At 35.5% G+C, this 23,940-nt stretch carries 23 protein-coding genes; 13 read left to right on the top strand and 10 right to left on the bottom strand.

All coding sequences use genetic code 11. The annotated features are described in order from the left end of the window. Positions 1 to 323: 323 nt before the first annotated feature. From HNS40_RS18465 to HNS40_RS18450, 4 genes are all read left to right on the top strand, one after another. On the top strand, positions 324 to 1,973 hold the full coding sequence (locus HNS40_RS18465) for a hypothetical protein (protein ID WP_172283618.1): 1,650 nt from the start codon (positions 324 to 326) through the stop codon (positions 1,971 to 1,973). A 97-nt stretch (positions 1,974 to 2,070) separates the two neighbouring features. Further along, positions 2,071 to 2,760: a trimeric intracellular cation channel family protein gene (locus HNS40_RS18460; protein WP_216664195.1), complete on the top strand. Its 690-nt coding sequence runs from the start codon at positions 2,071 to 2,073 to the stop codon at positions 2,758 to 2,760. 7 nt (positions 2,761 to 2,767) lie between these two features. Continuing rightward, complete coding sequence (locus HNS40_RS18455; RefSeq protein WP_172283616.1) at positions 2,768 to 3,568, top strand: 5'-nucleotidase, lipoprotein e(P4) family; 801 nt, start codon at positions 2,768 to 2,770, stop codon at positions 3,566 to 3,568. Positions 3,569 to 3,684: 116 nt separating this feature from the next. Further along, positions 3,685 to 4,518, top strand: coding sequence for a hypothetical protein (locus HNS40_RS18450; RefSeq protein WP_172283615.1), 834 nt, complete (start codon positions 3,685 to 3,687; stop codon positions 4,516 to 4,518). Between the two features lie 86 nt (positions 4,519 to 4,604). On the opposite strand, the gene HNS40_RS18445 is transcribed toward HNS40_RS18450, so the two are convergent. Together HNS40_RS18445 and sppA are read right to left on the bottom strand one after the other, a co-directional pair. Next, on the bottom strand, positions 4,605 to 5,144 hold the full coding sequence (locus HNS40_RS18445; protein WP_172283614.1) for a 5-formyltetrahydrofolate cyclo-ligase: 540 nt from the start codon (positions 5,142 to 5,144) through the stop codon (positions 4,605 to 4,607). Positions 5,145 to 5,244: 100 nt separating this feature from the next. After that, positions 5,245 to 7,011 (bottom strand): signal peptide peptidase SppA, encoded by a 1,767-nt coding sequence (gene sppA / locus HNS40_RS18440; RefSeq protein WP_172283613.1) that lies wholly within the window; start codon positions 7,009 to 7,011, stop codon positions 5,245 to 5,247. Between the two features lie 146 nt (positions 7,012 to 7,157). On the opposite strand from sppA, the gene HNS40_RS18435 reads away from it, so the two are divergent. From HNS40_RS18435 to HNS40_RS22990, 3 genes are all read left to right on the top strand, one after another. After that, positions 7,158 to 7,802 (top strand): glucosaminidase domain-containing protein, encoded by a 645-nt coding sequence (locus HNS40_RS18435; protein WP_172283612.1) that lies wholly within the window; start codon positions 7,158 to 7,160, stop codon positions 7,800 to 7,802. A gap of 129 nt (positions 7,803 to 7,931) precedes the next feature. Next, positions 7,932 to 8,432, top strand: coding sequence for a 2-amino-4-hydroxy-6-hydroxymethyldihydropteridine diphosphokinase (gene folK, locus HNS40_RS22995; RefSeq protein WP_216663756.1), 501 nt, complete (start codon positions 7,932 to 7,934; stop codon positions 8,430 to 8,432). Continuing rightward, complete coding sequence (locus HNS40_RS22990; protein WP_216663757.1) at positions 8,419 to 9,054, top strand: deoxynucleoside kinase; 636 nt, start codon at positions 8,419 to 8,421, stop codon at positions 9,052 to 9,054. The genes folK and HNS40_RS22990 overlap by 14 nt, the downstream gene beginning before the upstream one ends. Positions 9,055 to 9,205: 151 nt before the next feature. Here HNS40_RS22990 and HNS40_RS18425 read toward each other — a convergent pair whose 3' ends face one another. From HNS40_RS18425 to HNS40_RS18415, 3 genes are all read right to left on the bottom strand, one after another. Then, on the bottom strand, positions 9,206 to 9,895 hold the full coding sequence (locus tag HNS40_RS18425; protein ID WP_172283611.1) for a phosphatase PAP2 family protein: 690 nt from the start codon (positions 9,893 to 9,895) through the stop codon (positions 9,206 to 9,208). Between the two features lie 64 nt (positions 9,896 to 9,959). After that, a complete protein-coding gene (locus tag HNS40_RS18420; RefSeq protein WP_172283610.1) occupies positions 9,960 to 10,604 on the bottom strand; it encodes an HD domain-containing protein in 645 nt (214 codons plus the stop codon). A gap of 15 nt (positions 10,605 to 10,619) precedes the next feature. After that, entirely contained in the window at positions 10,620 to 11,858 is a 1,239-nt protein-coding gene (locus tag HNS40_RS18415) for an ABC transporter permease (RefSeq protein ID WP_172283609.1), read from the bottom strand. A 299-nt stretch (positions 11,859 to 12,157) separates the two neighbouring features. Between HNS40_RS18415 and HNS40_RS18410 the strand changes: the two genes are divergently transcribed. Beyond that, positions 12,158 to 12,757: an ACP phosphodiesterase gene (locus HNS40_RS18410; protein ID WP_172283608.1), complete on the top strand. Its 600-nt coding sequence runs from the start codon at positions 12,158 to 12,160 to the stop codon at positions 12,755 to 12,757. Here HNS40_RS18410 and lgt read toward each other — a convergent pair. Together lgt and HNS40_RS18400 are read right to left on the bottom strand one after the other, a co-directional pair. Continuing rightward, positions 12,728 to 13,510 carry a prolipoprotein diacylglyceryl transferase gene (gene lgt / locus HNS40_RS18405; RefSeq protein WP_371742960.1) on the bottom strand — a complete coding sequence of 261 codons (783 nt, stop codon included), beginning with the start codon at positions 13,508 to 13,510 and terminating at the stop codon, positions 12,728 to 12,730. The two genes, HNS40_RS18410 and lgt, sit on opposite strands and share 30 nt — an antisense overlap. Before the next feature lie 56 nt (positions 13,511 to 13,566). Next, complete coding sequence (locus HNS40_RS18400) at positions 13,567 to 14,343, bottom strand: glycosyltransferase family 2 protein (protein ID WP_172283604.1); 777 nt, start codon at positions 14,341 to 14,343, stop codon at positions 13,567 to 13,569. Positions 14,344 to 14,506: 163 nt separating this feature from the next. Here HNS40_RS18400 and HNS40_RS18395 point away from each other — a divergent pair, with 163 nt between their 5' ends. The 4 genes from HNS40_RS18395 (at position 14,507) to HNS40_RS18380 (ending at position 18,506) form a co-directional block, all read left to right on the top strand. Further along, a complete protein-coding gene (locus HNS40_RS18395; RefSeq protein WP_172283602.1) occupies positions 14,507 to 15,352 on the top strand; it encodes a histidinol-phosphatase in 846 nt (281 codons plus the stop codon). A 110-nt stretch (positions 15,353 to 15,462) separates the two neighbouring features. Further along, positions 15,463 to 16,623 carry a M14-type cytosolic carboxypeptidase gene (locus HNS40_RS18390; RefSeq protein ID WP_216664194.1) on the top strand — a complete coding sequence of 387 codons (1,161 nt, stop codon included), beginning with the start codon at positions 15,463 to 15,465 and terminating at the stop codon, positions 16,621 to 16,623. A 2-nt stretch (positions 16,624 to 16,625) separates the two neighbouring features. Further along, complete coding sequence (locus HNS40_RS18385; RefSeq protein ID WP_172283600.1) at positions 16,626 to 17,006, top strand: hypothetical protein; 381 nt, start codon at positions 16,626 to 16,628, stop codon at positions 17,004 to 17,006. Then, a complete protein-coding gene (locus HNS40_RS18380; RefSeq protein ID WP_172283598.1) occupies positions 17,007 to 18,506 on the top strand; it encodes a tetratricopeptide repeat protein in 1,500 nt (499 codons plus the stop codon). A 142-nt stretch (positions 18,507 to 18,648) separates the two neighbouring features. On the opposite strand, the gene HNS40_RS18375 is transcribed toward HNS40_RS18380, so the two are convergent. From HNS40_RS18375 to HNS40_RS18365, 3 genes are all read right to left on the bottom strand, one after another. Further along, on the bottom strand, positions 18,649 to 19,056 hold the full coding sequence (locus HNS40_RS18375; RefSeq protein WP_172283596.1) for a secondary thiamine-phosphate synthase enzyme YjbQ: 408 nt from the start codon (positions 19,054 to 19,056) through the stop codon (positions 18,649 to 18,651). Positions 19,057 to 19,202: 146 nt separating this feature from the next. Continuing rightward, positions 19,203 to 20,267, bottom strand: coding sequence for an AI-2E family transporter (locus HNS40_RS18370; protein ID WP_172283594.1), 1,065 nt, complete (start codon positions 20,265 to 20,267; stop codon positions 19,203 to 19,205). 91 nt (positions 20,268 to 20,358) lie between these two features. Further along, positions 20,359 to 21,630, bottom strand: a complete 1,272-nt coding sequence (locus tag HNS40_RS18365) for a DcaP family trimeric outer membrane transporter (protein ID WP_172283592.1) — start codon at positions 21,628 to 21,630, stop codon at positions 20,359 to 20,361. A 172-nt stretch (positions 21,631 to 21,802) separates the two neighbouring features. Here HNS40_RS18365 and HNS40_RS18360 point away from each other — a divergent pair, with 172 nt between their 5' ends. Beyond that, the gene (locus HNS40_RS18360; protein ID WP_172283590.1) at positions 21,803 to 23,857 is read left to right on the top strand and encodes a PAS domain S-box protein; all 2,055 of its coding nucleotides are present in this window, start codon (positions 21,803 to 21,805) and stop codon (positions 23,855 to 23,857) included. Positions 23,858 to 23,940: the final 83 nt, after the last annotated feature.

Below are 23,940 nucleotides of genomic sequence, written 5' to 3'. Positions count from 1 at the left end.
TTCTTTAGATTTAACAGAAGGAATCATCGCCAATCAATTTTAGATAAAATCATTCAGAGATGCGTAGAGCATAAACCGATTGCTTACGCTTCGATTAAATTACACGAGACTTAAATGGGTAACCCTATAAGTTTTTTTAAAAAAGAATTTTAAAGTCTGAAATACATCATATGTTTCAGACTTTTTATTTGTTTACAATTCAATATTAGACAAGAAGTGATAGCAAAGCTGAAGCAAGAGCAAAAGCAGTTTTCGACTCTTCGGTTTCATTTTTCCAAAAAAAACGTATATTGCGGTCAAATTCAAACAAAACTAAAACTAAGATGAAGAAAAAATTACTCGTTTTTGTAAGCTTTTTAATGCTTACACAGATAGGTTTTTCAGGGGGGTTGGTGCACAACACCAATCAAAGTACAGCATGGACAAGAATGATGATGAGAAATGCATCTACTGATATAGATGCTGTTTTCTATAATCCTGCTGCTTTAACAAAATTTGGAGATGGTTTTCATTTTTCCATTAACAACCAATCTATTTGGCAAACTCAAACCATTGAAAACAAATTTCCTCATTTGAACAACTCTTCTTATGAAGGTACCATTTCTGCTCCCGTTTTTCCTGGAGTATATGCTGCATGGAAAAAAGGTAAAGTAGCTGTTTCTGTAGGCTTCAATCCTGTTGGTGGCGGCGGTGGCGCAACATTTGACAAAGGAGTTCCACTGATGGAAGTTCCTTTTTCAAGTCTAGTTCCTGCCTTACAACCTCTTGGAGTTACTGGATACAATATGGATATGAGATTTCAAGGAAGTTCTATCTATTGGGGAGTCCAAGCAGGTATTAGCTATGAAATCAATGAAAATATTTCTGTATTTGCTGGAGCAAGATATATCATTGCTAAAAATACTTACGAAGGTTATATCAAAAATGTAACTGTTACTACTCCTTCAGGAGATGCTGCTCCAGGAGCTTATGTACAAGGAGTTTCTGACCAAGCTGCTGGTGGTGCTGTAATGGCTAATGGAGCTGCTGAGGGAATGCAACCTATTATTGATGGTGGCGGTGGAACCTTTACATTAGCACAACTTGAAGGCGCAGGTATGATTACAGCTGCGCAAAGAGCACAATTAGAAGGTGGCCTTTCTGCTGCTGGGGTTCCTCAAGAACAAATTGATGCCATGAATGCTGGACAGGTTCAAGGGGCCTATTATCAAGCCGGAGCTGAATTATCTGCAACTTCTCAAATGCTAGCTGGACAAGCTGCATATTTAGGCGTTATCACTGCTGATCAAGAAGCCGATATTGTTCAAAAAGGAAGTGGAATCACTCCTATTCTAGGTGTAAATATTTCATTAATGGAAGACAAATTGAACTTCGGTGTTAAATATGAATTCCAAACTAACATGGATTTAACCAATGAAGTAAATGATAATAAAGGCTTTGTAATGGGAATGGATCCAACAACTGGAGAAAAAGAATATATGTTTGTTGATGGTGATAAAGTAAATGCTGATATTCCTGCCATGCTTTCTATAGGTGCTCAGTATGAAATCATTGATCCATTAAGAGTTCAACTGGGTTTAATTACCTATTTTGATAAAGGTGCGGGTTGGGCAAAAGATGATGCTGACCTCAGTTTAATAGATAAAAACTTCATGGAATATGGTTTAGGTTTAGAATATGACATTACTGAGAAATTATTAGCTAGTGCTGGACTTCTTTTAACAAGAACTGGCGTGAATCAAGATTATCAAAGCAATTTAAGCTTTAGCCTTTCTACTAATACTTTTGGTGGTGGTTTTGCTTATAAAATAAATGATAAATTCACCGCTCAATTAGGTGCTTATTATGTTTCTTATTTAGAACAAACTTATGATGAAACATATGTTTTAGATGCTGAAAACATTGTCAATTATACTGAAACTTATGATAAGGAAACTTTTGGTGTTAGTATAGGTATCGACATTAGCCTATGAACTAAAAGTGAATACGATAGACGTGGACCTAAATTAGGTGAAGATGCCTATAGGTACCGTTAATTCAACTTAAAATACTGCTGAAATTATTCAGCAAATGAAACAAGCCAGTAAAATTTTTACTGGCTTGTTTTTTTATGAATATGGCTATATTTGCCAGATTATGATCTGGGATTTTATAAACATATTAGATTTACTAGGCACCTTTGCCTTTGCAGTATCGGGAGCCCTGTCAGCTGCAGAGAAACGTTATGATTTCTTTGGCGTCTTTTTTGTCGCTTTTATTACAGCGCTAGGAGGTGGAACTGTTCGTGATCTTCTTATCGGCATACAACCTGTTGACTGGATGCTCAATTACAGTTATTTAATCACCATTTTCCTAGCCGTTATCACCACATTCTTACTCTACAAGCATGTGCTCAAATGGAGAAAGGCTTTGTTCCTATTCGATTCTATTGGATTAGGGGTCTTCACCATTATTGGTATGGAAAAAGCATTGTCTATGGATATCTCTTGGGGATTTGCCATCATTATGGGAGTCATTTCTGCCGTTCTTGGTGGCGTCATTAGAGATACATTCAATAATGACGTTCCCCTTATTCTGCGTAAGGAAATATACGCCACCGCATGCATGATTGGAGCTTTAGCTCTTGTAGGATTAAATGCCTTAGATATTCCTCATGAAATCAGCCTCCCCATCACCATCAGCATGATCATTGCCATTCGAATAATTTCAGTAAAATATAAACTATCTTTGCCATCCATTAATATCAACTCAACAAAATAGAAATCAAATGAAGAAATTATTCCTTATATTATTAGTTCCTGTTTTAGGAATGATGATATTTTCCTGCCAATGTGAAACCAAAACAGAGGATGTTAAAGATAATGATGCCCTCCTCTATTCAACATTATTTGTGCAAAGAGCTGCTGAGTATAAAGCACTGTGCTATCAAGCTTATAACAGCGCCCATTTGAGTTTAGATGAGAAGGTAGAGAATTACGAGGGTAGTAAAAAGCTAGCGGTTGTTGTAGATATTGACGAAACGGTTTTAGATAATTCTCCTCATGCAGCCAGAAGTATATTAGAAAACACAAACTATCCTAAATATTGGGACGAGTGGTGTAATTTAGCAGAAGCCAAAGTCATTCCTGGCTCCTTAGCCTTTTTAAAATATGCAGAAACCAAAGGTGTAGAAACTTTCTATATCAGTAATAGAAAAGCTCATTTAACAGCCGTTACCCTAAAGAATTTACAAGCACATGGTTTTCCATTCGCCGATGAAACTCACATTATGCTTCGCACTTCTACAAGTGATAAAGAAGAGAGAAGAAACAAGGTAAGAGAAACCCATGATATTATCATTCTTTGTGGGGATAACCTCGGTGATTTCAGCTCTGAATATGATGATAAAAACACGAAAACTAGAAATGAATTGGCTGCCAATCAAGTGGATGAATTTGGCGCTACCTATATTGTTCTTCCCAACCCAACTTATGGTGCTTGGTTAGGTGCTATGACTAAAGGAGCACCTATAGGAATCAATATGGATTCTCTATATAAAACTAAGTTAATCAACTTTGAATTGAAATAATTCTTGTAAGAAATAACAATATTGAGAAACACATTGCGTTTACAGTTCAATCGATTTGTAAAAGATGAATGAAACCTTTGGCAAATTTCTCATCCAACATAAAAAATTATCCTATTATGAAAACGAAAATTCTTTTAATCACAGCTTTGCTGATCTCTTTCTTTGCCTTTTATTCTTGTGAAAAAACAGAGGATACTCAAGCAGAAAATCAAGAACTGATAGACTCTGGAGAAAGTGATATTATTGAAGATGTTTTATGGAATGCCATTGATAGTGATATCGATTATGCAGGTAATATTCTTGAATCTAATGGCTATAAATCAGTAACAGATACTTGCCCATTAATCATAGTAGAACATCCTGATAGTGTATTCTTTCCAAGAACTATTACCATAGATTATGGGGACTCCTATTGCGAAACTTACCATGGTGCCTTAAAAAAAGGCAAAATAGTCATAGAGATTACCGCTCCTATTCAATATCCGGGTTCGTTTCGTAGTATCAGCTTTGAAGAATTCTATATCAATGAGCATAAAATTGAAGGTGCAAAAACCCTTATCAACAAAGGTTTTAATGATGCAGAGAACCTAAATTTTGAGGCCACACTTACAGGCGGTAAAATCACCTTTCCCGATGGAAGAGCTTCCACAAGAGAAAGTATTCACAATAGAGAATGGACCAAAGGAATAGAAAACCCTACTTATTGGTGGGATAACGAATGGTTACTGACTGGAGGTTCCACAGGAACCCATAGAGATGGAAAAACCTATGTAAATACCATTACAGAACCCATACTAGTAAAAGCCATGTGTCATTTTGCGGTATCAGGAACCATGGAATTATTGATTCAGAATCAGTTTTTATTGGTGCTAGATTTTGGTGATGGAGAATGTGATAGAATCGCTACCCTTACCTTTGGAGATTTGGTTTGGGAAATTGAGCTGGATTAGTTTTTAATGAAATATATTTAGAAAGGTTTCAAGAAATTTTCTTGGAGCCTTTTCTGGATCTTATTCCTTCCTAAAAAGCATTAAAATTAATAGACAACACTGTCCATCTGAACATCCAAATCATCAAAAGGAACCTCCTCAAAAACTTGAAAACTAAAACAGAGACCTAGCTTATAGGCTTTACTTGCTCGGAGGAGCTTATCATAATAGGCTTTACCTCTCCCCATTCTATTATTATTTTTATCGAAGGCTACACCTGGGACAATAATCATCTGAATTTGCTCTGGTGTTTCAAAAATCGGCCCATTAGGTTCTGGAATCCCAAAATTCTCTCCTGCAATAAGCTTATCGACTCCTTTAAACTCTTTTAACTCTAATTCATCCCCATTAACTACCGGAAGGATAATACGCTTTTGCTCCGCCCACTTCATTACAAAATCGTGAGTAAATACTTCATCATCCATTGACCAATAAGCCATAATAATATCTGAAGATTTAAACACAGAAGACTCCTCTATTTTTTTAAGGATTGGAGTACTTAATTCTTTCTTTTGCGCTAAAGTGTGTTGACTTTTAAGCTCCTTCACTTTTCTTCTTAAGGCTTTCTTCTGTTGAAATATATCCATGGATAAAATTTAAAATGGTTTGAAGCACGAAGTTAGATGTAAAAAAAGCTTTCCCGAATTGAATTCAGGAAAGCCTTTGTATATCGTCATTGTAAAATTTCTATTTAATAGAAGACATTCCAAAAGGTAAACGAGCTTGAATAACAGCACGATTTTCCATATTCTCCATCATCTCCACATATTTATATTTTTCGCCTAAATAATGCTTCATCATGATAGAAGAAGATTGTCCGGTTAAGTCTTCCAAAATTTGTTGAAATGGGTCTTTCTGTACTGGAAGTTCTTTTAATTTATAAGTTTCAATTTCTGCCAACTCAGCTGCTTTTACAATCGCTTCATTCATTCCTCCTAACTCATCAACTAATCCGATTTCTATAGCTTGACTACCACTCCATACTCTACCTTGACCAATTCTATCTACATCTTCTTTAGTCATATTTCTACCTTTAGCCACTTTTGTAATAAAACTATCATAAACACGTTCTACACTACTTTGAATGACTTCACGTTGGTAAGGAGTTAATGCTTTATTAATGGTGATATAGTTCCCATTTTCGTTGGTAGATACTTCATCAAAAGTAATTCCTAATTTATTGGTCATAAAACCATTAACATTAGGAATCATACCAAATACTCCAATAGAACCAGTGATGGTATTAGGGTCGGCATAGATATAATCGGCAGCACAACTGATATAATAGCCACCTGATGCAGCCACATATCCCATAGAAACAACTACAGGCTTCACAGGTGTTGTTAAAGTAACTTCACGCCAGATCAAATCAGAAACTAAAGCAGAACCTCCAGGAGAATTTACTCTCATGACAATGGCCTTTACCCTGTCGTCTTCACGTGCTTTAATAAGAGCTTTACGAATATTTTCTTCTCCAATATATGTATCATTGCCTTTTCCAGCTTTAATTTCACCTGCAGCATAAATCACAGCAATTTTATCCTTAGCTACTTTGTTTTCCTTAAAGAAAGCAGAGTTTTTATATTTACTAATGCTCAAAAATTCTAGATCATCATCCTCTGCTTTTTCAGTCTTTTCTTTTAAAAGAGCTGAAATTTCATCTGGATACTTTATTCCATCGATAAATTTCAATTCTAAAGCTTTCTTAGGGTTATCGAGGCTTAATTGGTCAGCAGCTTCATTCAATTTTTCAATACTGATATTTCTAGAGGCCGATATTTCATTTAAAATATTTGACCATAGAGAAGTTAATAAGGCAGTGTTTTGCTCGCGATTCGACTCACTCATCTTATCTAACATAAAGGGCTCAACAGCCGCTTTAAACTTGCCATGACGAATGATTTGCATTTCCACATCTAATTTCTCAAATAAGCCTTTATAGAACATCATCTCGGAAGCAAATCCTTTAAAAAGAATCATCCCCTCAGGATGAAGATAAACTTCATCGGCAACGGAAGCCAAATAATAAGCTCCTTGACCGTAACCAGTAGCATAAGCCACTATAAATTTCCCAGACTCTTTAAATTTTAATAAGGCTTTTCTAATTTCCTCTAATTGGGCAGGACCTCCACTAACATCAGGTGCGTTTAGATAAATACCTTTAATATTTGGATCTTCAGCTCCTTTTTCAATACTTTTAATAATCTCATTCAAACCAGGATTCTCTTTTCCAAAGTCTGAGAGATTCATTATTGAAGTAGGATCATTCACCGAACGATCGTTAAGAGGATAATTCAACTTTATCCTTAAAATACTATTCTCTTCTACTACGGTTTCTTCATCACCTGCCGAAATCGCAGCGGTCATCATTCCAATCAATATAAAAATAGAAAGGAAGATGGCTAAAATTACTCCCAATACGGAAGCCAATGTAAATTTAAAAAACTGTCCCATTTTATTATTTTTTGTTTATGCGAATATACAGGTTTTTTAGGCTCGACATGCTATCCAGTTTCAACAATTCGCTGTGAATAGAAACCAAAGCTTAATACTGTTATTCCATCTTGAATATTGGATATTTGTATGACGACGAATACTTAATGAAGTTACAAAAAATCATATCCATAACTATAGGCATGATGCTTATGATGATAGCCATTGCAAATCCGCCATTTAGGCCGGAAAACATGGGCTTTACCCCAAATAATTACTATTCGGTTTTTATTATGGATCAAGGTAAAAGTGAAATAGATCATTTATCTGCTATGCTGCAGTTCTATAACCCAAAAATAAAATCTGACCAAGCAAATCAGATGGCTAAAATTTATGTGGAAGAAAGTATAGCTGAAGGAGTGAATCATGATATTGCATTCTGTCAGATGATATTAGAAACTGGTTTTTTAAAATATGGGGGCGATGTAAAAAGTCATCAAAATAATTTTTGCGGTTTAGGTGCCACAGGGAATCGTGAAGCAGGGGAGTATTTTCCTGATGTCAGAACAGGAATCAGAGCGCATATTCAGCATTTAAAAGCCTATGCCAGCATCGAAAACATAAATCACAAGAGTGTAGATAAAAGATTCCGATTTGTAAAAAGAGGCTCTGCTACTACCATCTATGCCCTTCAGGGAAAATGGGCCACCGACCCTCAATATGATCAAAAGTTAGAAAACCTCTTAGAAAGACTCTTCCAATTTCGCTATTTCTATGCAATCCGTGACTTGGAAACAGAGAATCTTCACTAAATCATAAAAAGAATTAATCTGGCAAGGACTCCTCAACTCTAAAAGTACGGCCTTCCAATTCCTCGTTAATAAATATTTATAATTCTTTATAAAATCCTAAGCTCTAATTTCTAAATTTGCTTTCGAGTGATGAAAAACAAGCTAACTTTATTAATAGGTGGAAATGTGGGAGATAGATTATTTTACCTTCAGAAAACCATAGATCTATTATCAAAAAAATTGGGTAAAGTCATTAAAAAATCTTCAATATATGAAACTGCTGCTTGGGGTTTTGATTCGGAGGATTTTTATAATATGGCTTTAGTTTTAGAAACAGAGTATAGCCCAACAGATTGTTTAAACATCACTCAAGGTATTGAATTTGATATAGGAAGAAAAGAAAAAAGCAAGAATGGAAATTATAGTGCCAGATGTATAGATATTGATCTCTTGTTTTATAATGGGCTCATATACCATGACGAAAGACTGCAAATACCACATGTGAGCATACAAGAAAGGAAGTTTGTGCTCATTCCATTAAATGAAATCATGGAGCAACATATTCATCCACAAGAATTAAAAAGCATGAGTGAATTATTGAGTACATGCAAAGACCAATCAGAGGTAAAAAAGATAAATGAATACATATAATTACATAGCCATAGAAGGAACTATTGGCGCAGGGAAAACCTCTTTGGCCACTATGATTTCTGAAGATTATAATGCTAAAATCATATTGGAAGGATTTGCTGATAATCCATTCTTACCTAAGTTTTATAAAGAAGCTGATAAATACGCTTTTCCTCTAGAATTGTCATTTTTAGCAGAGCGCTACCAGCAACTCACCGATCAACTCTCAAAGCAAGATTTATTTAAAAACTTCACTGTTTCCGATTACTTCATCAATAAATCACTCATCTTTGCTCAAAAGACCTTACAAGATGATGTTTTCGGATTGTATTCGCGTTTATTTCATATCATCAACTCCTCCATTCCAAAGCCTGACTTATTGGTTTACCTCTATGTGTCTGTTGATAGATTACAAGCCAATATTAAGGAAAGAGGCCGAGATTATGAGCAAAATATTGAGGATGAATATTTAGAGAAAATTCAGTCGGGATATTTTGAGTTTATTCGTCAGCAGCAGAATATGAGAATCCTAATTTTGGATACCAATAATGTGGACTTCGTAAAAAATGAGGAGGATTATATGCGTATTATTGAGTTAATAGATCAGCCCTATAAGATTGGAGTGCATCGGGTGGTGGTTTAAGGGAACAAAGAATAATTCAATGAAAGAATGAGAGAATGATTAATTAATGGGTTAGGTAATACCTTATAGCATAACTCCAAACTCTTTTCGCCTCTGCGCCTCTGCGTGATTATATTTGTAATCATATTGGGTTGTAAATAATTCCTGAACGTCAACACTTACCGTTCATTACTTCTTTCCAAAAAATCAATCGTTTTTCCGAAGAAGGAAACTTCCCAAACCATTGCAATAAATAGATAGTAATAAAAGGAAGCCCGAAACCTATGAGTGCTCCAAACCACACATCTATTAGAAAATGCTGGAGGATATAGACTCTCGACAGGCCTGTTAAGACAGCTATGGAAAGAATGAGAAGATTGATGGCTGGACCTTTTTTTAATGCCCATACTAAGAAGAATGCAACTAGAAATACACTCTGAGTATGACCGGAAGGAAACGTATGGAGACCATGTAAATGAACGCCAGTTACTTGATGTAATAAATCAAAATCTTGAATATAGGCCATGGGGCGATCTAGATGGGCGAAAACTCCCTTTTTCAATACCAATTGAACTATAAGAGCTTCAAGAATAACGAAGAATGCGAAAAATCCGGCTTTCACATAACTTCTAAATAGGAGAAATATAAAGACCGGAATGAATACCAAACCATCCCCAAGATGGGTGATGTATTTAAAAAATAAATCTAAAAAAGGAGTATTCAAACCATTGATCCAAAATGTAGCTTGCTCTTTAGGCAGGAATAATATGGGTGATGATAACAACAATACGGCAATCATCATATATAACAAACCTCTGGTAGAGGAGTCTGCTAAAAGAGTATTCGAACTAAGTTTTGTCATGCAGCAAAAATAATAGATTTCTTGAGAAGTTAAGGTGTTAACTAGAATTGCAGGCTCATCAGAACTATAATTCTCCCTCCCACTCTGCATAAAATTGTTCTAAATATGTCTCCATAAAATCATGTCGCTGCTGAGCTATTTTCTTAGCCTCCTCCGTGTTCATCATATCTTTTAGCAGCAACAATTTTTCGTAAAAATGATTGAGCGTTGGATTGGTATTCTTCTTATAATCCTCTAGACTTGCATATTTTATGGGCTGTATTTCGGGATTATAGATTTCGCGTTTTTTAAAGCCTCCAAAGGCAAAAGTTCTGGCAATACCTATGGCACCAATGGCATCAAGCCTATCGGCATCCTGAACTATTTTTCCTTCCAAAGTAGCTGGTACTTTTCCTTTACTAAAAGAAACTTCTTGCATAATGAGCAAAATGTGATTCTTTTCCGACTCACCTACCTCGTTCTTATCCAGCCACTCCCCTGCCATTCTAGGACCAATTTCTTCATCACCTCCATTAAGTTTATGGTCGGCAATATCATGTAACAAAGCAGCCATTTCTACAATAAAAATATCCACCTCATATGCCTTTGCAATATTCATGGCATTATTTCTTACTCGGTGAATATGCCACCAATCGTGACCACTACCCTCACCTTCCAGAATACCACGAATATATTTTTCTGTTTCTAGAATATTTTTTATCTGCTTCATAAATATCAAGTCTGATTATAGGCTACGCATAGCTACAACGGGATCTAACTTACTGGCTTTAAGCGCTGGCCACAAACCGCTAATCAATCCAATGATAGAAGAAACAGAAATACCCAATATAATATTCCCTTCGTTGAGCATCAATTCCCAATCGAAACCATAGGTGGCCACCATTCCAAGAATAAATACAAAGAACAAACCAAAAAGCCCCCCTAAGACGCTTAAGAAAACTGCTTCAAATAAAAATTGAGTAAGAATAAAATACCGTTTTGCCCCCAATGATTTTTGAATACCTATGATATTGGTTCTTTCTTTCACCGATACAAACATGATATTGGCAATTCCAAAACCACCTACTAAAAGTGAGAAGCCTCCAATTACCCATCCTAAACCAGCTAACATACCAAAAAACTGATCGAACTGATTAGAAATCACAGAAGTTTCATTAATAGCAAAATCATCATCGGCACCAGGTTTTATTCTATGCGCCGCTCTCAGTATACCAGTAATTTCACTTCTCAATTCTTCATTGGTAATATTAGGCTTTCCCTTCACCATCAGTGCATTTCCACTGTATCGCAAATCCACAAAGGATTTCATATAATTCACAGGGATAAAAACCTGTTTATCAGGAGAATTACCAAAACTATCCTCCCCCTTTTTTTCCATTACCCCTATCACATAGGTTTTCATTCCTCCAATTTTAAAGGTCTTCCCTTCTGCATCCTCATTTGGAAATAGATTGTCTGCAATTTCACTACCTATTAAAGCAACTTGCCTCCCATTAATACTTTCGGAACGAGTAAAATACCGCCCAATACCAATATCAACCGACATCACTTTATTGTGATCGTAGGTTATTCCTTGAATCTGCATATTTTCCATCAGATTATTACCATTCTTGATGGTTTTTCTCTTATAAACAGAAAAAGCCACCGCTTCGGTAAGATTACTTCTCTTTTCAACGATTTTTAAATCTTCTAAAGAAGGTTGAGGACGATTCATATATTTCCACCAAGGTGCATTCCCATCAGTCATCCAAGGCCATTTCTGAACAAAAAGCACATTACTACCCAAAGCACTCACACTATCTCGCAATTGTTTCTCTAAAGAATCAAAAACAGTGAATACTGAGATGATAGCAAATATACCAATGGTAATCCCCAATAAGGATAAAAAGGTACGTGTTTTATTGACTACCAGCTCTCTAACAGCAAACAAATAACTTTCGCGAATCAGCTTCAAATATATCATGAGGATGTCTTTTCAGTTTGGACGATAAAAGAGGATAAAGGTAACAAAAAGAAATGTAGGTTTTTGAATTAAGAATAATGATTTTGGGTGATGGTGACTGGGTGCTAGGGAACTCGAAGACTTGGGGAATGGGAGATTAAAGAGTTGGCGAACTGGAAAGTTGGGGAGGTGGAGAGGTGGCATTTCATTCTTTAATCAGTGCTAATCCGCTATATCCGTATCATCTGTGTCCTAGGTGCTGGGTGCTGGGTGCTGAGTAGGGTTTATGAAAGCCAAACAAATAATCATACTTTTGCCCAATGAATTTTCTAGCACATATATACCTTTCGGGTAATAATAAAGAAATTGCCTTAGGTAATCTAATTGGTGATATGGTGAAGGGAAATGCTTATGAAAATTATCCCAAAGACATTCGTACTGGATTGATTCTACATCGTTCTATTGATGAGTTTACTGATGCGCATTTGGACTTTAAACACTCTTGCGAAATCATTAAACCTTATTTTAATCGTTATGCGGGTATCGTTGCCGATATCTATTACGATCATTTTTTGGCAAAATATTGGTCTGAATTTTCTGATATCGAATTACAAAAAACAGTGAATGATATCTATATTTTAATGATTAAAAAATACAGACTACTACCTGCTAGAGCTCAGAGGATCGCTCCATTTATGATACTGAGAAATTGGTTAGGAACCTATGGTCACTTTGAACCACTTCATCAAGTTTTTCTGGGAATGCATAGAAGAACAAGCGAAAAAGGGCACATGGATATTGCTGTACAAAAGCTAAAAGTTCATTATGAAGAATTGGAAAAAGATTTCAGATTATTTATGCCAGATGTAATTGAGTTTAGCAATAAAAAGCTAAGCTTTATTCCGACTATTATAGACTAAATATACACCTCCAATTACAAGAGGAATACTCAATATTTGGCCCATATTTAAGGTCATACCCTCCTCAAAATCAACTTGATTCACTTTTAAGAACTCGATAAAAAATCTCATCCCAAATACTAATATCAGGAACATTCCCAATAAATAACCATCGGCAGTTTTTCCGTCTTTCTTATAGTAATATTTAATAAGGAAAATGAATATGGCTAAATAACTTAAAGCCTCATAAATTTGAGTAGGATGACGTGGATCAGTTTGTCCATCTCTAACAAAGATAAAACCCCATGGTAAATCTGTTACGTGCCCATAGATTTCAGAATTCATTAAATTCCCCGTTCTTATGGCGACCGCTGCCAAAGCCGTAACTATCACAATCCTATCCATGGTCCAGAGATATCCTCGCTTTTCCTTTTTGGAGAAGATATAAATAGCGATAAGAATTCCGACCGCAGCACCATGACTAGCTAAACCACCCTGCCACACGTATAGAATTTCGATTAAGTGCTTGCTATAATAAGCCCAATCGTAGAAAATAACATGACCCAATCTCGCACCAACCACAGTAGCCACCAACATATAGGTAGTCAAAGTGTCCAATATTTTTTCTTCTACGCCTTCTTTCTTAAAGAATTTGAGCATAATAATATATCCGAAGAAAAAACCAGAGGCAAATAATAATCCATACCAGCGTGGGGCAATAAATCCTAAGTCAAAAATTTCTGGGTCGACAGTCCAAGTAATAAAGTCAAGTATCATAATCAGGAAAATTTATTTACAAAATTGCATTTTATTATTGAGGCTTAAAAACCTTATTTGTTAAGCTTACTTAATTTATCTTTTCTATAAAGCTCTTTCAGCTTGGCATATTTTAAATAGGTACCTAAGGCATTTATCCTACAAATGGTTAAGCCTTCCCAACCATCAAGGAAACCCATATTCTTAACATAGTCTCTACAAAATTTAATGAAAGGTGAGAAATATAATTTCAGAGCATTTATTTTTTTACCCTCCTCAAAAAGGGTTTGTGCGGCTATACTAGAAAACTTGTTGGTTTGGGCCATATGATCTTCCAAGGAATAAAAAGAATAATGTAATAAATCGCCTTTTAAATGCTTCACTTTACTATTCGGCTTCAATATCAACTCATCATGAGGATTCCGACCTCCCCACTGTCCCAAATCCTTATTCCAAAGTCTGATTTTCACATCGGGGTACCATCCTGAATGTTTGATCCATCTTCCATTATAAAATGATAATCGATTAAATTTATAAGCATCGAATTTAGGGTTTTCTTTGACCTCCAGGATGGATTTCCTCAATTGTTCATCCACTCTTTCATCGGCATCTAAAGACAAAACCCAATCGTACTTGGCTTCTTTTAATACATTATTCTTCTGTTCCACATAGCCATCAAAAGCATGTTGAACAAATCTCACTTGATGGGAGTTACAAATAGCCTCCGTTTGGTCAGTGGAAAAACTGTCCAACACGACAATCTCATCCGCTACTTCTTTAGCCGATTCAATGCAAGCACCTATATTTCGCTCCTCATTAAAAGTAATGATAAGAACTGAAAGTTTAATCATTTAGTGATTTTTGGCAAAGATAGTAATTTGATTCTTTAAGCAGTCAATTGATATGGGGGGATTTATTCTTAAACAAAAACAGTCATCACATTCCGATTTTTTAAGACAATGTTCACCTAAAATTTAGCTTGATTGACTTATCTTTGCAAAAAAATAAAAAAGCATGATATATTCCAATTTCCATACCCACAGCATATATTCTGACGGTAAAGCCGAAATGAAAGCCTATTGCGAAAAAGCTATTGAACTTGGATTTCATTCTTTAGGATTTTCAGATCATGCTCCCGTTAAATTTGACAACTCATTTTCTATTCCTATAGAAAAGCTTGAGGAATACTTTCAGCAGGTGGAGTTAATGAAAGAAACATATAAAGATAAGCTCCATATCTTCACTTCTTTAGAAGCCGATTTCATCCCTGGAAAATCCTATGACTTCGATTTCTTTCGCCAAAAAGCCAAAATGGATTATATCATTGGTAGCATTCACTTGGTTTATCATAAAACTAAAGATTTAACATGGTTTATTGATGGTGGAGATCAACAAATTTGGGACAAAGGATTGGCAGATATATTTGATGGCGATATCAAAAAAGGAGTTACATGTTTCTACGAGCAAAACATAGAAATGATAGAGGAGCATAAGCCTGAAGTGGTGGGCCATTTGGATAAGATTAAGATGCACAACAAAGAGCGCCTTTTTAGTACTAAAGACAAATGGTATCAAGATTTAGTAGAAGCTTGTTTAACGAGCATGAAACGTCAGGGTTCCATTTTGGAAGTCAATACCAGAGGGATATACAAAGGCCGTTGTCAAGAGTTATTCCCATCTCCTGAGGTTGCTTTAAAAGCCCAAAAGATGGCTATCCCCATATTACTTAGCTCCGATGCGCATCATCCCGACGAACTCAATGGCGCCTACGATTCTGTTATTGAAACTTTGAAAAATTCTGGAATTAAAGAATTGGTGGAGTTCAGTATCGATGGCTGGAAATCCAATCCACTTGTATAATATTTGTCTCTACAATACGAAAACATTGTAGAGATCAGCGCAAATTTCATTTTCAATTGTAGGCGCTCTGTTCTAATTCTTCTATATTTGCATTAAACAAAACAATTCACATGTCACTTATAAAGATCAGTTCTGCTTTTGATAGTGGAAGCATAGAAGTTATAGAAGCTCAAGACCCTCAAAATATTCAATTGAACTTAAGAAAAGATACCAATGCTGAATTTATGCAATGGTTCTATTTCAGAATTCAAGAAGTTCAGGGCATGGATTTAAAAATAGACATCCTTAATGCGTCTGAAGCTAGCTATCCAGAAGGGTGGGAAGATTACCAAGCTGTGGTTTCTTATGATAGAATCACTTGGTTTAGAGTTCCTACTTCTTACGATGGAAAAAAGCTGACCATTGAGTTTATGCCTGAGTTCAACAGCATGTTTGTGGCGTATTTTGCTCCTTATACTCACGACCAGCATTTGAATTTGGTTAGTTCTGTTCAAATGATGCCTTATGCTTTTGTGGAGCATATTGGAAAAACGGTGGAAGGTAGAGATATCGACATGATTGTATTGGGAGATGATACCGATGAAACCAAAAAGAAAGTTTGGATGATTGCTCGCCAACATCCTGGCGAAAGTATGGCAGAATGGTTTGTTGAAGGATTCATGGAGCGAATGCTAGATTCTAATGATGCCTTGGTGCGTCAGCTATTAGATGAAGCTGTTTTTTATATCATCCCCAATGTGAATCCTGATGGTAGCATTGCTGGAAATTTAAGAGCCAATGCAGCGGGAGAAAACCTAAATAGAGCATGGGGAAATCCAGATCCAGTAACCATGCCCGAGGTATATCATATTCTTCAAAATATGGAGTGGACTGGGGTTGATTTAATGCTCGATATTCATGGCGATGAAGGATTGCCTTATAATTTCATTTCTTCTATTGAAGGAATCCCTAGTTTCGATGCCTATTTGAAAGAGCAATTAGATACTTTTAAAGAAACTTGGATGACTACTAACCCAGACTTCCAAGATGAACATGCCTACCCTATTAATGATCCTGGCCAAGCCAATTTAAATATTTGCTCAAAAGCCATTGGAGAAAAATTCAAATGTCTTTCTTTAACCCTAGAAATGCCATTTAAGGATAATGCGGATTATCCAGATCCAATATTCGGATGGAGCCCAGAGCGTTCAAAAAATCTTGGTGCTAGTATTCTCCATCCCATAGCCGCTGTATTGCCTAAGATTATTAAAAAAGAAGACCCAAATCAATAATCATGAAAGCTTATTTTATTGTTTTCATCCTCTTTCTTGGAGTGAGTGTTTATTCTCAAGATATAAAACCTAAAACATCCTCAGAAGCCAAGAAAGAGCTCTTATTCTTCTCCAATGATGGCTGCGGAAAGTGTTCCGTAGCTCAGAATTATTTTGAAACACACGATATGCCTTTTACTAAATATGCGGTAAAAGAAAACAGACCTATGATGTATCAATACATCAATAAAAAACCGAGGCAAAAAAAAGCAGGAGTAGGTTATCCAGTTTTAGTTTATGGCGACAGTGTCTATTTTAGTATCAGCAATATAAACTCAACACTTAAAGAGATTAAAAAAATGATGAACGCTGATGGTTTATTAGAAACAAAGGAAGCACAATAGATGATCAAAAAGCTGATATCATTTGTTTTCTTTTTGCTTTTGTGGAACCATTCCTTTTCACAAGAATATCATTATGATTTTAATAAAAATTGCGAAAAGGCTTATGAAAAGCTCTTGTTTCTGCAATTGGACAGCGCCGAATTTTATATAGATAAAGAAGTAAAAGCTAAGCCCAATAACCTCATTCCTGTTCTGCTTTCTAATTATCAGGATTTTTTAAAAATCGTTTTAGAGGAGGATCAAAAACTATTTGAGGAGCTCTCCGATGAGAAAAAGAGAAGATTGAGTCTTTGGAAAAAAGGTCCTAAGGAGAGTCCCTGGTTTTTATCGGGACAAGCGCAAATCAAGTTGCAGTGGGCATTTTCGCGGGTTTTGTTCGACGAGTATTTTATTGCTGCTACAGAAATCAATAGCGCTTATCATCTGCTAGAAGAAAATAAGAAACTTTATCCAGAATTTTTAGCCGATAATATGGGGATTGGCATTTTACATGCCATGATTGGCGTAGTTCCCGACCAATACCAATGGGCCATGGAAATGCTTGGTTTATATGGAACCATTGACCAAGGTCTGGCAGAAATCAAAAAGCAAATCGAAAGCAAACCCAACCATATTTTTAGTCAAGAAGCCTTATTCTATTATACTTTCGCCCGACTCAATCTACAATCTGACACCACTCGTATTACCGAGTTACTAAATTACTATTACACGAAACCTTATGCCAGCTTTGCTCAAAACAGTCCCCTCCTACATTTTTCTATGGCTGTGGTTTTGCTAAAGAAAGATAACGACCAAGCAATAGCCCATTTATTAAACCCGCCAGAAGTTTTAGAAACTCGATTCTATTATCCTAGCTTTCTTTTGGGCCAAGCTTATCTCTATCAACTTAATCCCAAATCCGATTCTGTATTGATTGAATATATTGAAAGTTATCCGGGTAAAAATTATAAAAAAACAGCTTATCAACGTTTAGCATGGAGTAGATTTATACAAGGCGATACTGCAGCATATTATGCTCATATGAGGAGTCTGATAACGGAAGGCGCTAGCCTGTTAGATTCAGATAAGTCTGCCCAGAAAGAAGCCAAAACAGCACAAGAAAAGGATTTACCCCACCTCCAATTACTTCGCTGTCGATTACAATTCGATGGACATTATTATAAAGGCGCTTTAAAGGAGTTGGACAAGGTCAATATCTATCTTTTAAGTAAAGATCAATTACTAGAATATCATTATAGAAAAGCTAGAGTTTATCACGAAATGGGAAGTTTCCCTGAAGCTTTTAAAGCCTATGTATTGGCATTAGAAGAAGGTAAAAACAGTGAAAGATATTTCGCTGCTAATGCCGCTTTAAAAATGGGAGAAATGGCCGAGGAACTAGAAGAGTTCAAAAGAGCGGAGGATTATTATGAGCAATGCCTAGAATTGGATTTTTCAGAATATAGAAGAGGAATTAGGGCAAAGGCAAAAGCAGGTGTTCAAAGGGTAGAAAATAAATGATTTAGCGATACAATGATTTAATAGCTTGAGCATTCCAATCAATGAACGAATGAAACAATAATTGATTTCTTGAATCCTTTAAGTCGATTTGTTTATTTTTCCATTTCCCTCATCCTACCATTTCTACATTCTATCATTAAACCTAAGAATAAATAGTAGCCAAAATCTTACGAGGACCACCCTGATCTCGAAATTCACAAAGATAAATTCCCTGCCAAATACCTAAAGCCAAACGAGAATTGTGAATGGGGATATTTAAAGAAACACCCACCAAACTACTCTTAATATGTGCAGGCATATCATCCGCTCCCTCAAAAATATGAACATAATCGGGGTCGTCTTCAGGAACCATTTTATTGAAAACAGTTTCAAAATCGACTCTGACACTAGGATCGGCATTTTCATTAATAGTTAAGCCTGCAGATGTATGTTTTAAGAACAAATTCAATATACCATTTTTTGGCAATCTGATTTCCCTTTCAATATCTGTTGTAATCAAATGGAATCCTCTTGCTCTGGGGCGCAATTCTATTTCTACTTGTTGAATCATTTTTTGATTTTAAAATTGTTTTGCTTGTAGCTTAGGTTCAAAGTTAAGCTGGTAAAATAACCTATCTCAAGTAAAGCCGCGAAGTCGCAAAGAATATGTACTAGACTTCCAATACTTTACAATTTATTACAATTCTTTACATTGTCTTACGATTCTTCACCCGCTTGTCCTCCTTCAATCACCTGTTTTGCATCTTCTTCCGTTCCAAGAATTACAGCTATCCACTTGGTTCTAGAACTTTGTTCCATCATAATTTTTATGGTCATAGTTAATGGTACCGAGAGGAACATACCTACAGTTCCGAAAATAAATCCCCAGAATAATAAGGAGGCAAAAACGATAAAAGTAGATAGCCCCATTCCCTTACCCATCATCTTAGGTTCTACTACATTTCCTACTATCGTATTGGCAGCAACAAAAATTACAGAAGTCCAGATCCCACCTATAAATCCCAATTGAATTAAGGCGAATAAAACAGCAGGTACTGCGGCTATTATGGAACCAATATTAGGAATATAATTCAGCAGAAAAGCAATTAATGCCCAAATGATGGCATAGTCAAGGCCAAGAATGGCTAATGATATCCATACCATGGCACCCGTTAACAAACTAGTTATGGTTTTAATGGATAAATAATTCCTAATGCTATTTCCAATAGTATTAAAGTAAGAAATCGAAACATTAGTATTAATGGCTATGGCCTTTGATTTTATGGAGAAACTATCTAATTCAAATAATAAAAATAAGACTAAAAAAACAATGGTGAAAGCATTCCCCATAAAACCACCCAATTGACCTAAAAACCCCGCAGTCAGATTCATCACTTTTGAAGGATCAAAAATATTGGTTAATTTACCCATGGACAAATTGACTCCATAACCTTTCATGAACTCCATAACAGCGACTCCCATTTCGGTGAGATTTTGCTCATATAAGGGTGCATTTTTTGAGAAGGATGAAAGAGAATTACTAATAAGCTCTCCGAAACCAACAAATACCACAATAATCAATAAAAAGACCATGGGAATAGCCAAACTTTGGGGGACTTTTTTTCTCTTTAACCAAATAATGGGTTGAGCAAAAACGATTGAAACAAAGAATGCCATCAAAAATTGGGTGATAATAGATTCCGCATAAATCATTCCACCAACTACTATTATAAATGCGGCAAAGAGAACAATATTAGGGATTGATTTTGTTTGTTTTTGCATGGGATCCATATTGGTTTTTTTGGATTATTAATTGAGAGAATAATAATACGAATAATTATCAATCTTACGAGAAGAAATACATCAATAATTTCTAAAAATCATAATAGAAAAGCATCCAGAAGCGACTTGCTCTTCCTGAAGTATTATCTAAATTCCATTTCCGACCATAAGCATATTCAAAACCTACCCTTGCTCCCCGAATAATTTCCCAAAAAGCATCAAAGGATAAACTGAGACTATTTTTATAGGCTTTATTTGCTTGATATTCTTTATTGAAAATATTAGCATAGCCTAAAGAAACACTGGAAGTAATTCTCTCGTTATAATCGAATCCATAGGAAAGAAATCCTCCAAAAGAATAAAGGCTTTCATATCTACCTATACTTGGACTAAAAACAGCATCATTACCAGTTCCAGAGAAAGTAGTAATAAAATGTGAAATAGACTTTCCGTATGTAGCTTGGTATTTGATATTCTGACCCTCGGGCAAGTTAAAAACGCCAGATAAGGAACTACCAAAGCCAAACAAATTAGTCACATTATATGTTGGGTCCTTTATTGATATCGTATTCACAACAACTGACAATTGAATATCTCCAAAGTCACCGTTGCGTTTTATCCTTCCTGTTAAATCAGGCACCAGCTGAATAGTTTCTAATTCTAAGGTATCGTAATCTTGAGTACTTAAATCAGGAATAGAATACTCCAAAGCGGCTGCAAATTCCATGTTAGAATTTACACGTGTGGAATATCTTATTTGAGGGTTTCTTAAAATCACACTCCCTGTTGGCCCATTTCCATCCACAGTAGCTGGCATGGAGGAAACATTACTAAATAAAGACCAGGTTTGACCAAATAATAAGTTCCCTATCTGTCCATAAGCATGTCTAATTCTAAATTGGCCATTATTACCATTGAAATCCATTTCTAATCTACCAAAAATAACTCGTTTACCTACTTTCCTTTTGACCTCAAAGCCAATTCTGGATTCGTTTAATGTATTATAATAATTGGGTTGTCTTATATTATTCTCCCCGGTTGGAATATAATAGGTACTAAAAGAGTTTTTCACAGGCATTTCAACCATGTCATAAAATGTAGAAAATCGAATAGAGCCTAGAATACGCAATTGCATATTACCATCAGGCGCCAACAAATAGAGTCCTCTGTCATTAGAAATATCTAAGGGGCTTGATTCCTCAATAGCCAAAGTATCAGCATCAATCTCCTCACTCATCAGACTGGACGAAATTATCTTTTTTGTGGTATCAAAACCTATAATTCCTTGAGCTGAAACAATTACACCACCTAGGAGAAAAATGACTATAGCGGTTGAGATTCTTATATTTTCTAGTTTTCGCATGGAATATTTCTTAAAGCAAAAATAGGGATTTAAATAGATCTAAGAACAAGTGGAAAACAAATTGATCTAATTCAGTTCAAACGAATTCAGCCTAGAACCAAAGGAATTTATTTACCATATTTCAATTTTTTTCGTAACTTCACACAAAAGAACAATTTTTATTTGCAATTCAATGGCAAAAAATAAATTATTAGACTTCATAGACTTCAAACAGGTAAGTTTATTACTCGATGGATTTAATAAAACTACGGGGTTTGTTACTGCTATACTTGATTTGGATGGGAACATCTTATGTCAATCTGGTTGGCGAAATATTTGTGTGCGTTTTCACAGAACAAATAAAGAAACAGCACATAAATGCGAAATCAGTGATACGCGAATTGCAAACAAATTAGCCTCTGGTGAAGAATATCATAGCTATCAATGTTTAAATGGACTTATAGATGTTGCAGTACCTTTAAAGATTCAGGGCATACATATTGCAAACATATTTACTGGTCAGTTTTTTTATGAAAAACCAAATATGGAATTCTTTATCAATCAAGCCCAAACATATGACTTTGATGAAAAAGCCTATATAAAATCTTTAGAACAAGTTCCCATTGTAAATAAAAAACAGGTAAGGAATGTAATGGATTTCTTGCTCAATATGACCAAAGTCATTTCAGAAATGACCAAACAAAGAATGGAGCAGCTTGAATTAAGCAAAGAATTGAAAAAAAGTGAGCAGCGCTGGCAGTTTGCTATTGAAGGCAATGGCGATGGTTTATGGGACTGGAATATGCAAACCAACGAAGTCTACTTTTCCGAGCAGTGGAAAAACATGTTAGGATATAAAAGTGATGAAGTGCCTCATAAGTTTGATTTCTGGGATAAACTTGTCCATCCTCATGATAAAAAACAGGCATACAAAGATATACAAAGACATATTGATGGAGATAAGCCAGAGTATTTAAATGAACATAGATTATTATGTAAAGATGGTAGTTATAAATGGATAAGGTCAAAAGGGAAAATAACCAATAGAGACAGGTTTAACAAACCCATCAGGTTCATTGGAACACATATTGATATTAGTGATTATAAAGCAGCTCAAGATAAATTACTAGAACAGCAACTATTTCTAACTAAAGCTCAAAGTATTGGTAAAATTGGAACTTGGGAATTAGACCTTAAGAAAAATACTCTAAAGTGGACTGCACAAAACTACGACACCTTTGGTATTCCTGCCGGAACTCCTTTAAATTATGAAACATTTATTAATTGCGTGCATCCAGATGATAGAATATATGTTGACACAGAATGGGGTGCAGCATTAAAAGGAAAATCCTACGACATAGAGCACAGAATAATAAACAACGGAGAGGTGAAATGGGTCCGTGAGAAGTGTGATATAGAATTTGATGAAAATAATAATGCGGTTTCTGCCATAGGGTTTTGCCAAGACATTACACATCGTAAAACTTCTGAAGAGGCTATTAAAGAAAGTGAAGCTGTTTATAGAAATTTAGTGGAAGTTATGCCCGATGGGGTTTACAAGAGCACAAAAGACGGTAAGTTTGTTGAAGTGAATCAAGCTTTGGTTGATATGTTAGGCTACCTTAATAAAGATGACCTGATGTCCATAGATATCAAAACTCAACTATACTTTAAAGTAGCCGATAGAGAAAGTGTTGTTCTCAAAGAAAAACAAGAGCAAAGAGGAATCTATCGTATGAAAAAGAAAGATGGTTCTGAAATATGGGTTGAAGACCATGGTTGGCTCAATTATGATGAAAAAACTGAAACCTTATATCACGAAGGTATCATGCGCGATATCACCCAAAGAAAAAACCATGAAGAAGAATTGCTAAAGCTCTCCACTGCCATCGAGCAAAGCCCATCAATTATTGCTATTACTGATAAGAAAGGGCTCCTCGAATATGTAAATCCACAATTTACCAAACTTACAGGCTATACCTTAAAAGAAGCTAAAACTATTAAAACATTCATCATAACTTCAGGGCATACCAAGAGACAAGAGAAGGAAATTTGGGATACCATCAACTCTGGAGATATTTGGAGAGGAGATATTCACAATCAAAAGAAAAATGGTGAAAATTATTGGGAATCAGTGACTATCTCTCCTGTGTTTAATGAATCTGGAAACATTACAAATTTCTTAAAACTATCAGAAGATGTTTCTAACCTGAGTTCGGTTTTTAACTATCTGAAATTCAGTTGTTAATGGTGATATTTTTGACCATAAAATTAGGAGATTTCATGAGTATTTATTATCTTTGTGACTGATAATCAAACAATTAACAATAA

The organism is Lentimicrobium sp. S6 (assembly GCF_013166635.1).
In the GTDB taxonomy this organism is placed as follows: domain Bacteria; phylum Bacteroidota; class Bacteroidia; order Bacteroidales; family UBA12170; genus UBA12170.
Note: the sequence above shows the minus strand (reverse complement) of the source record. Positions and strands in the feature narration are given on the sequence as shown.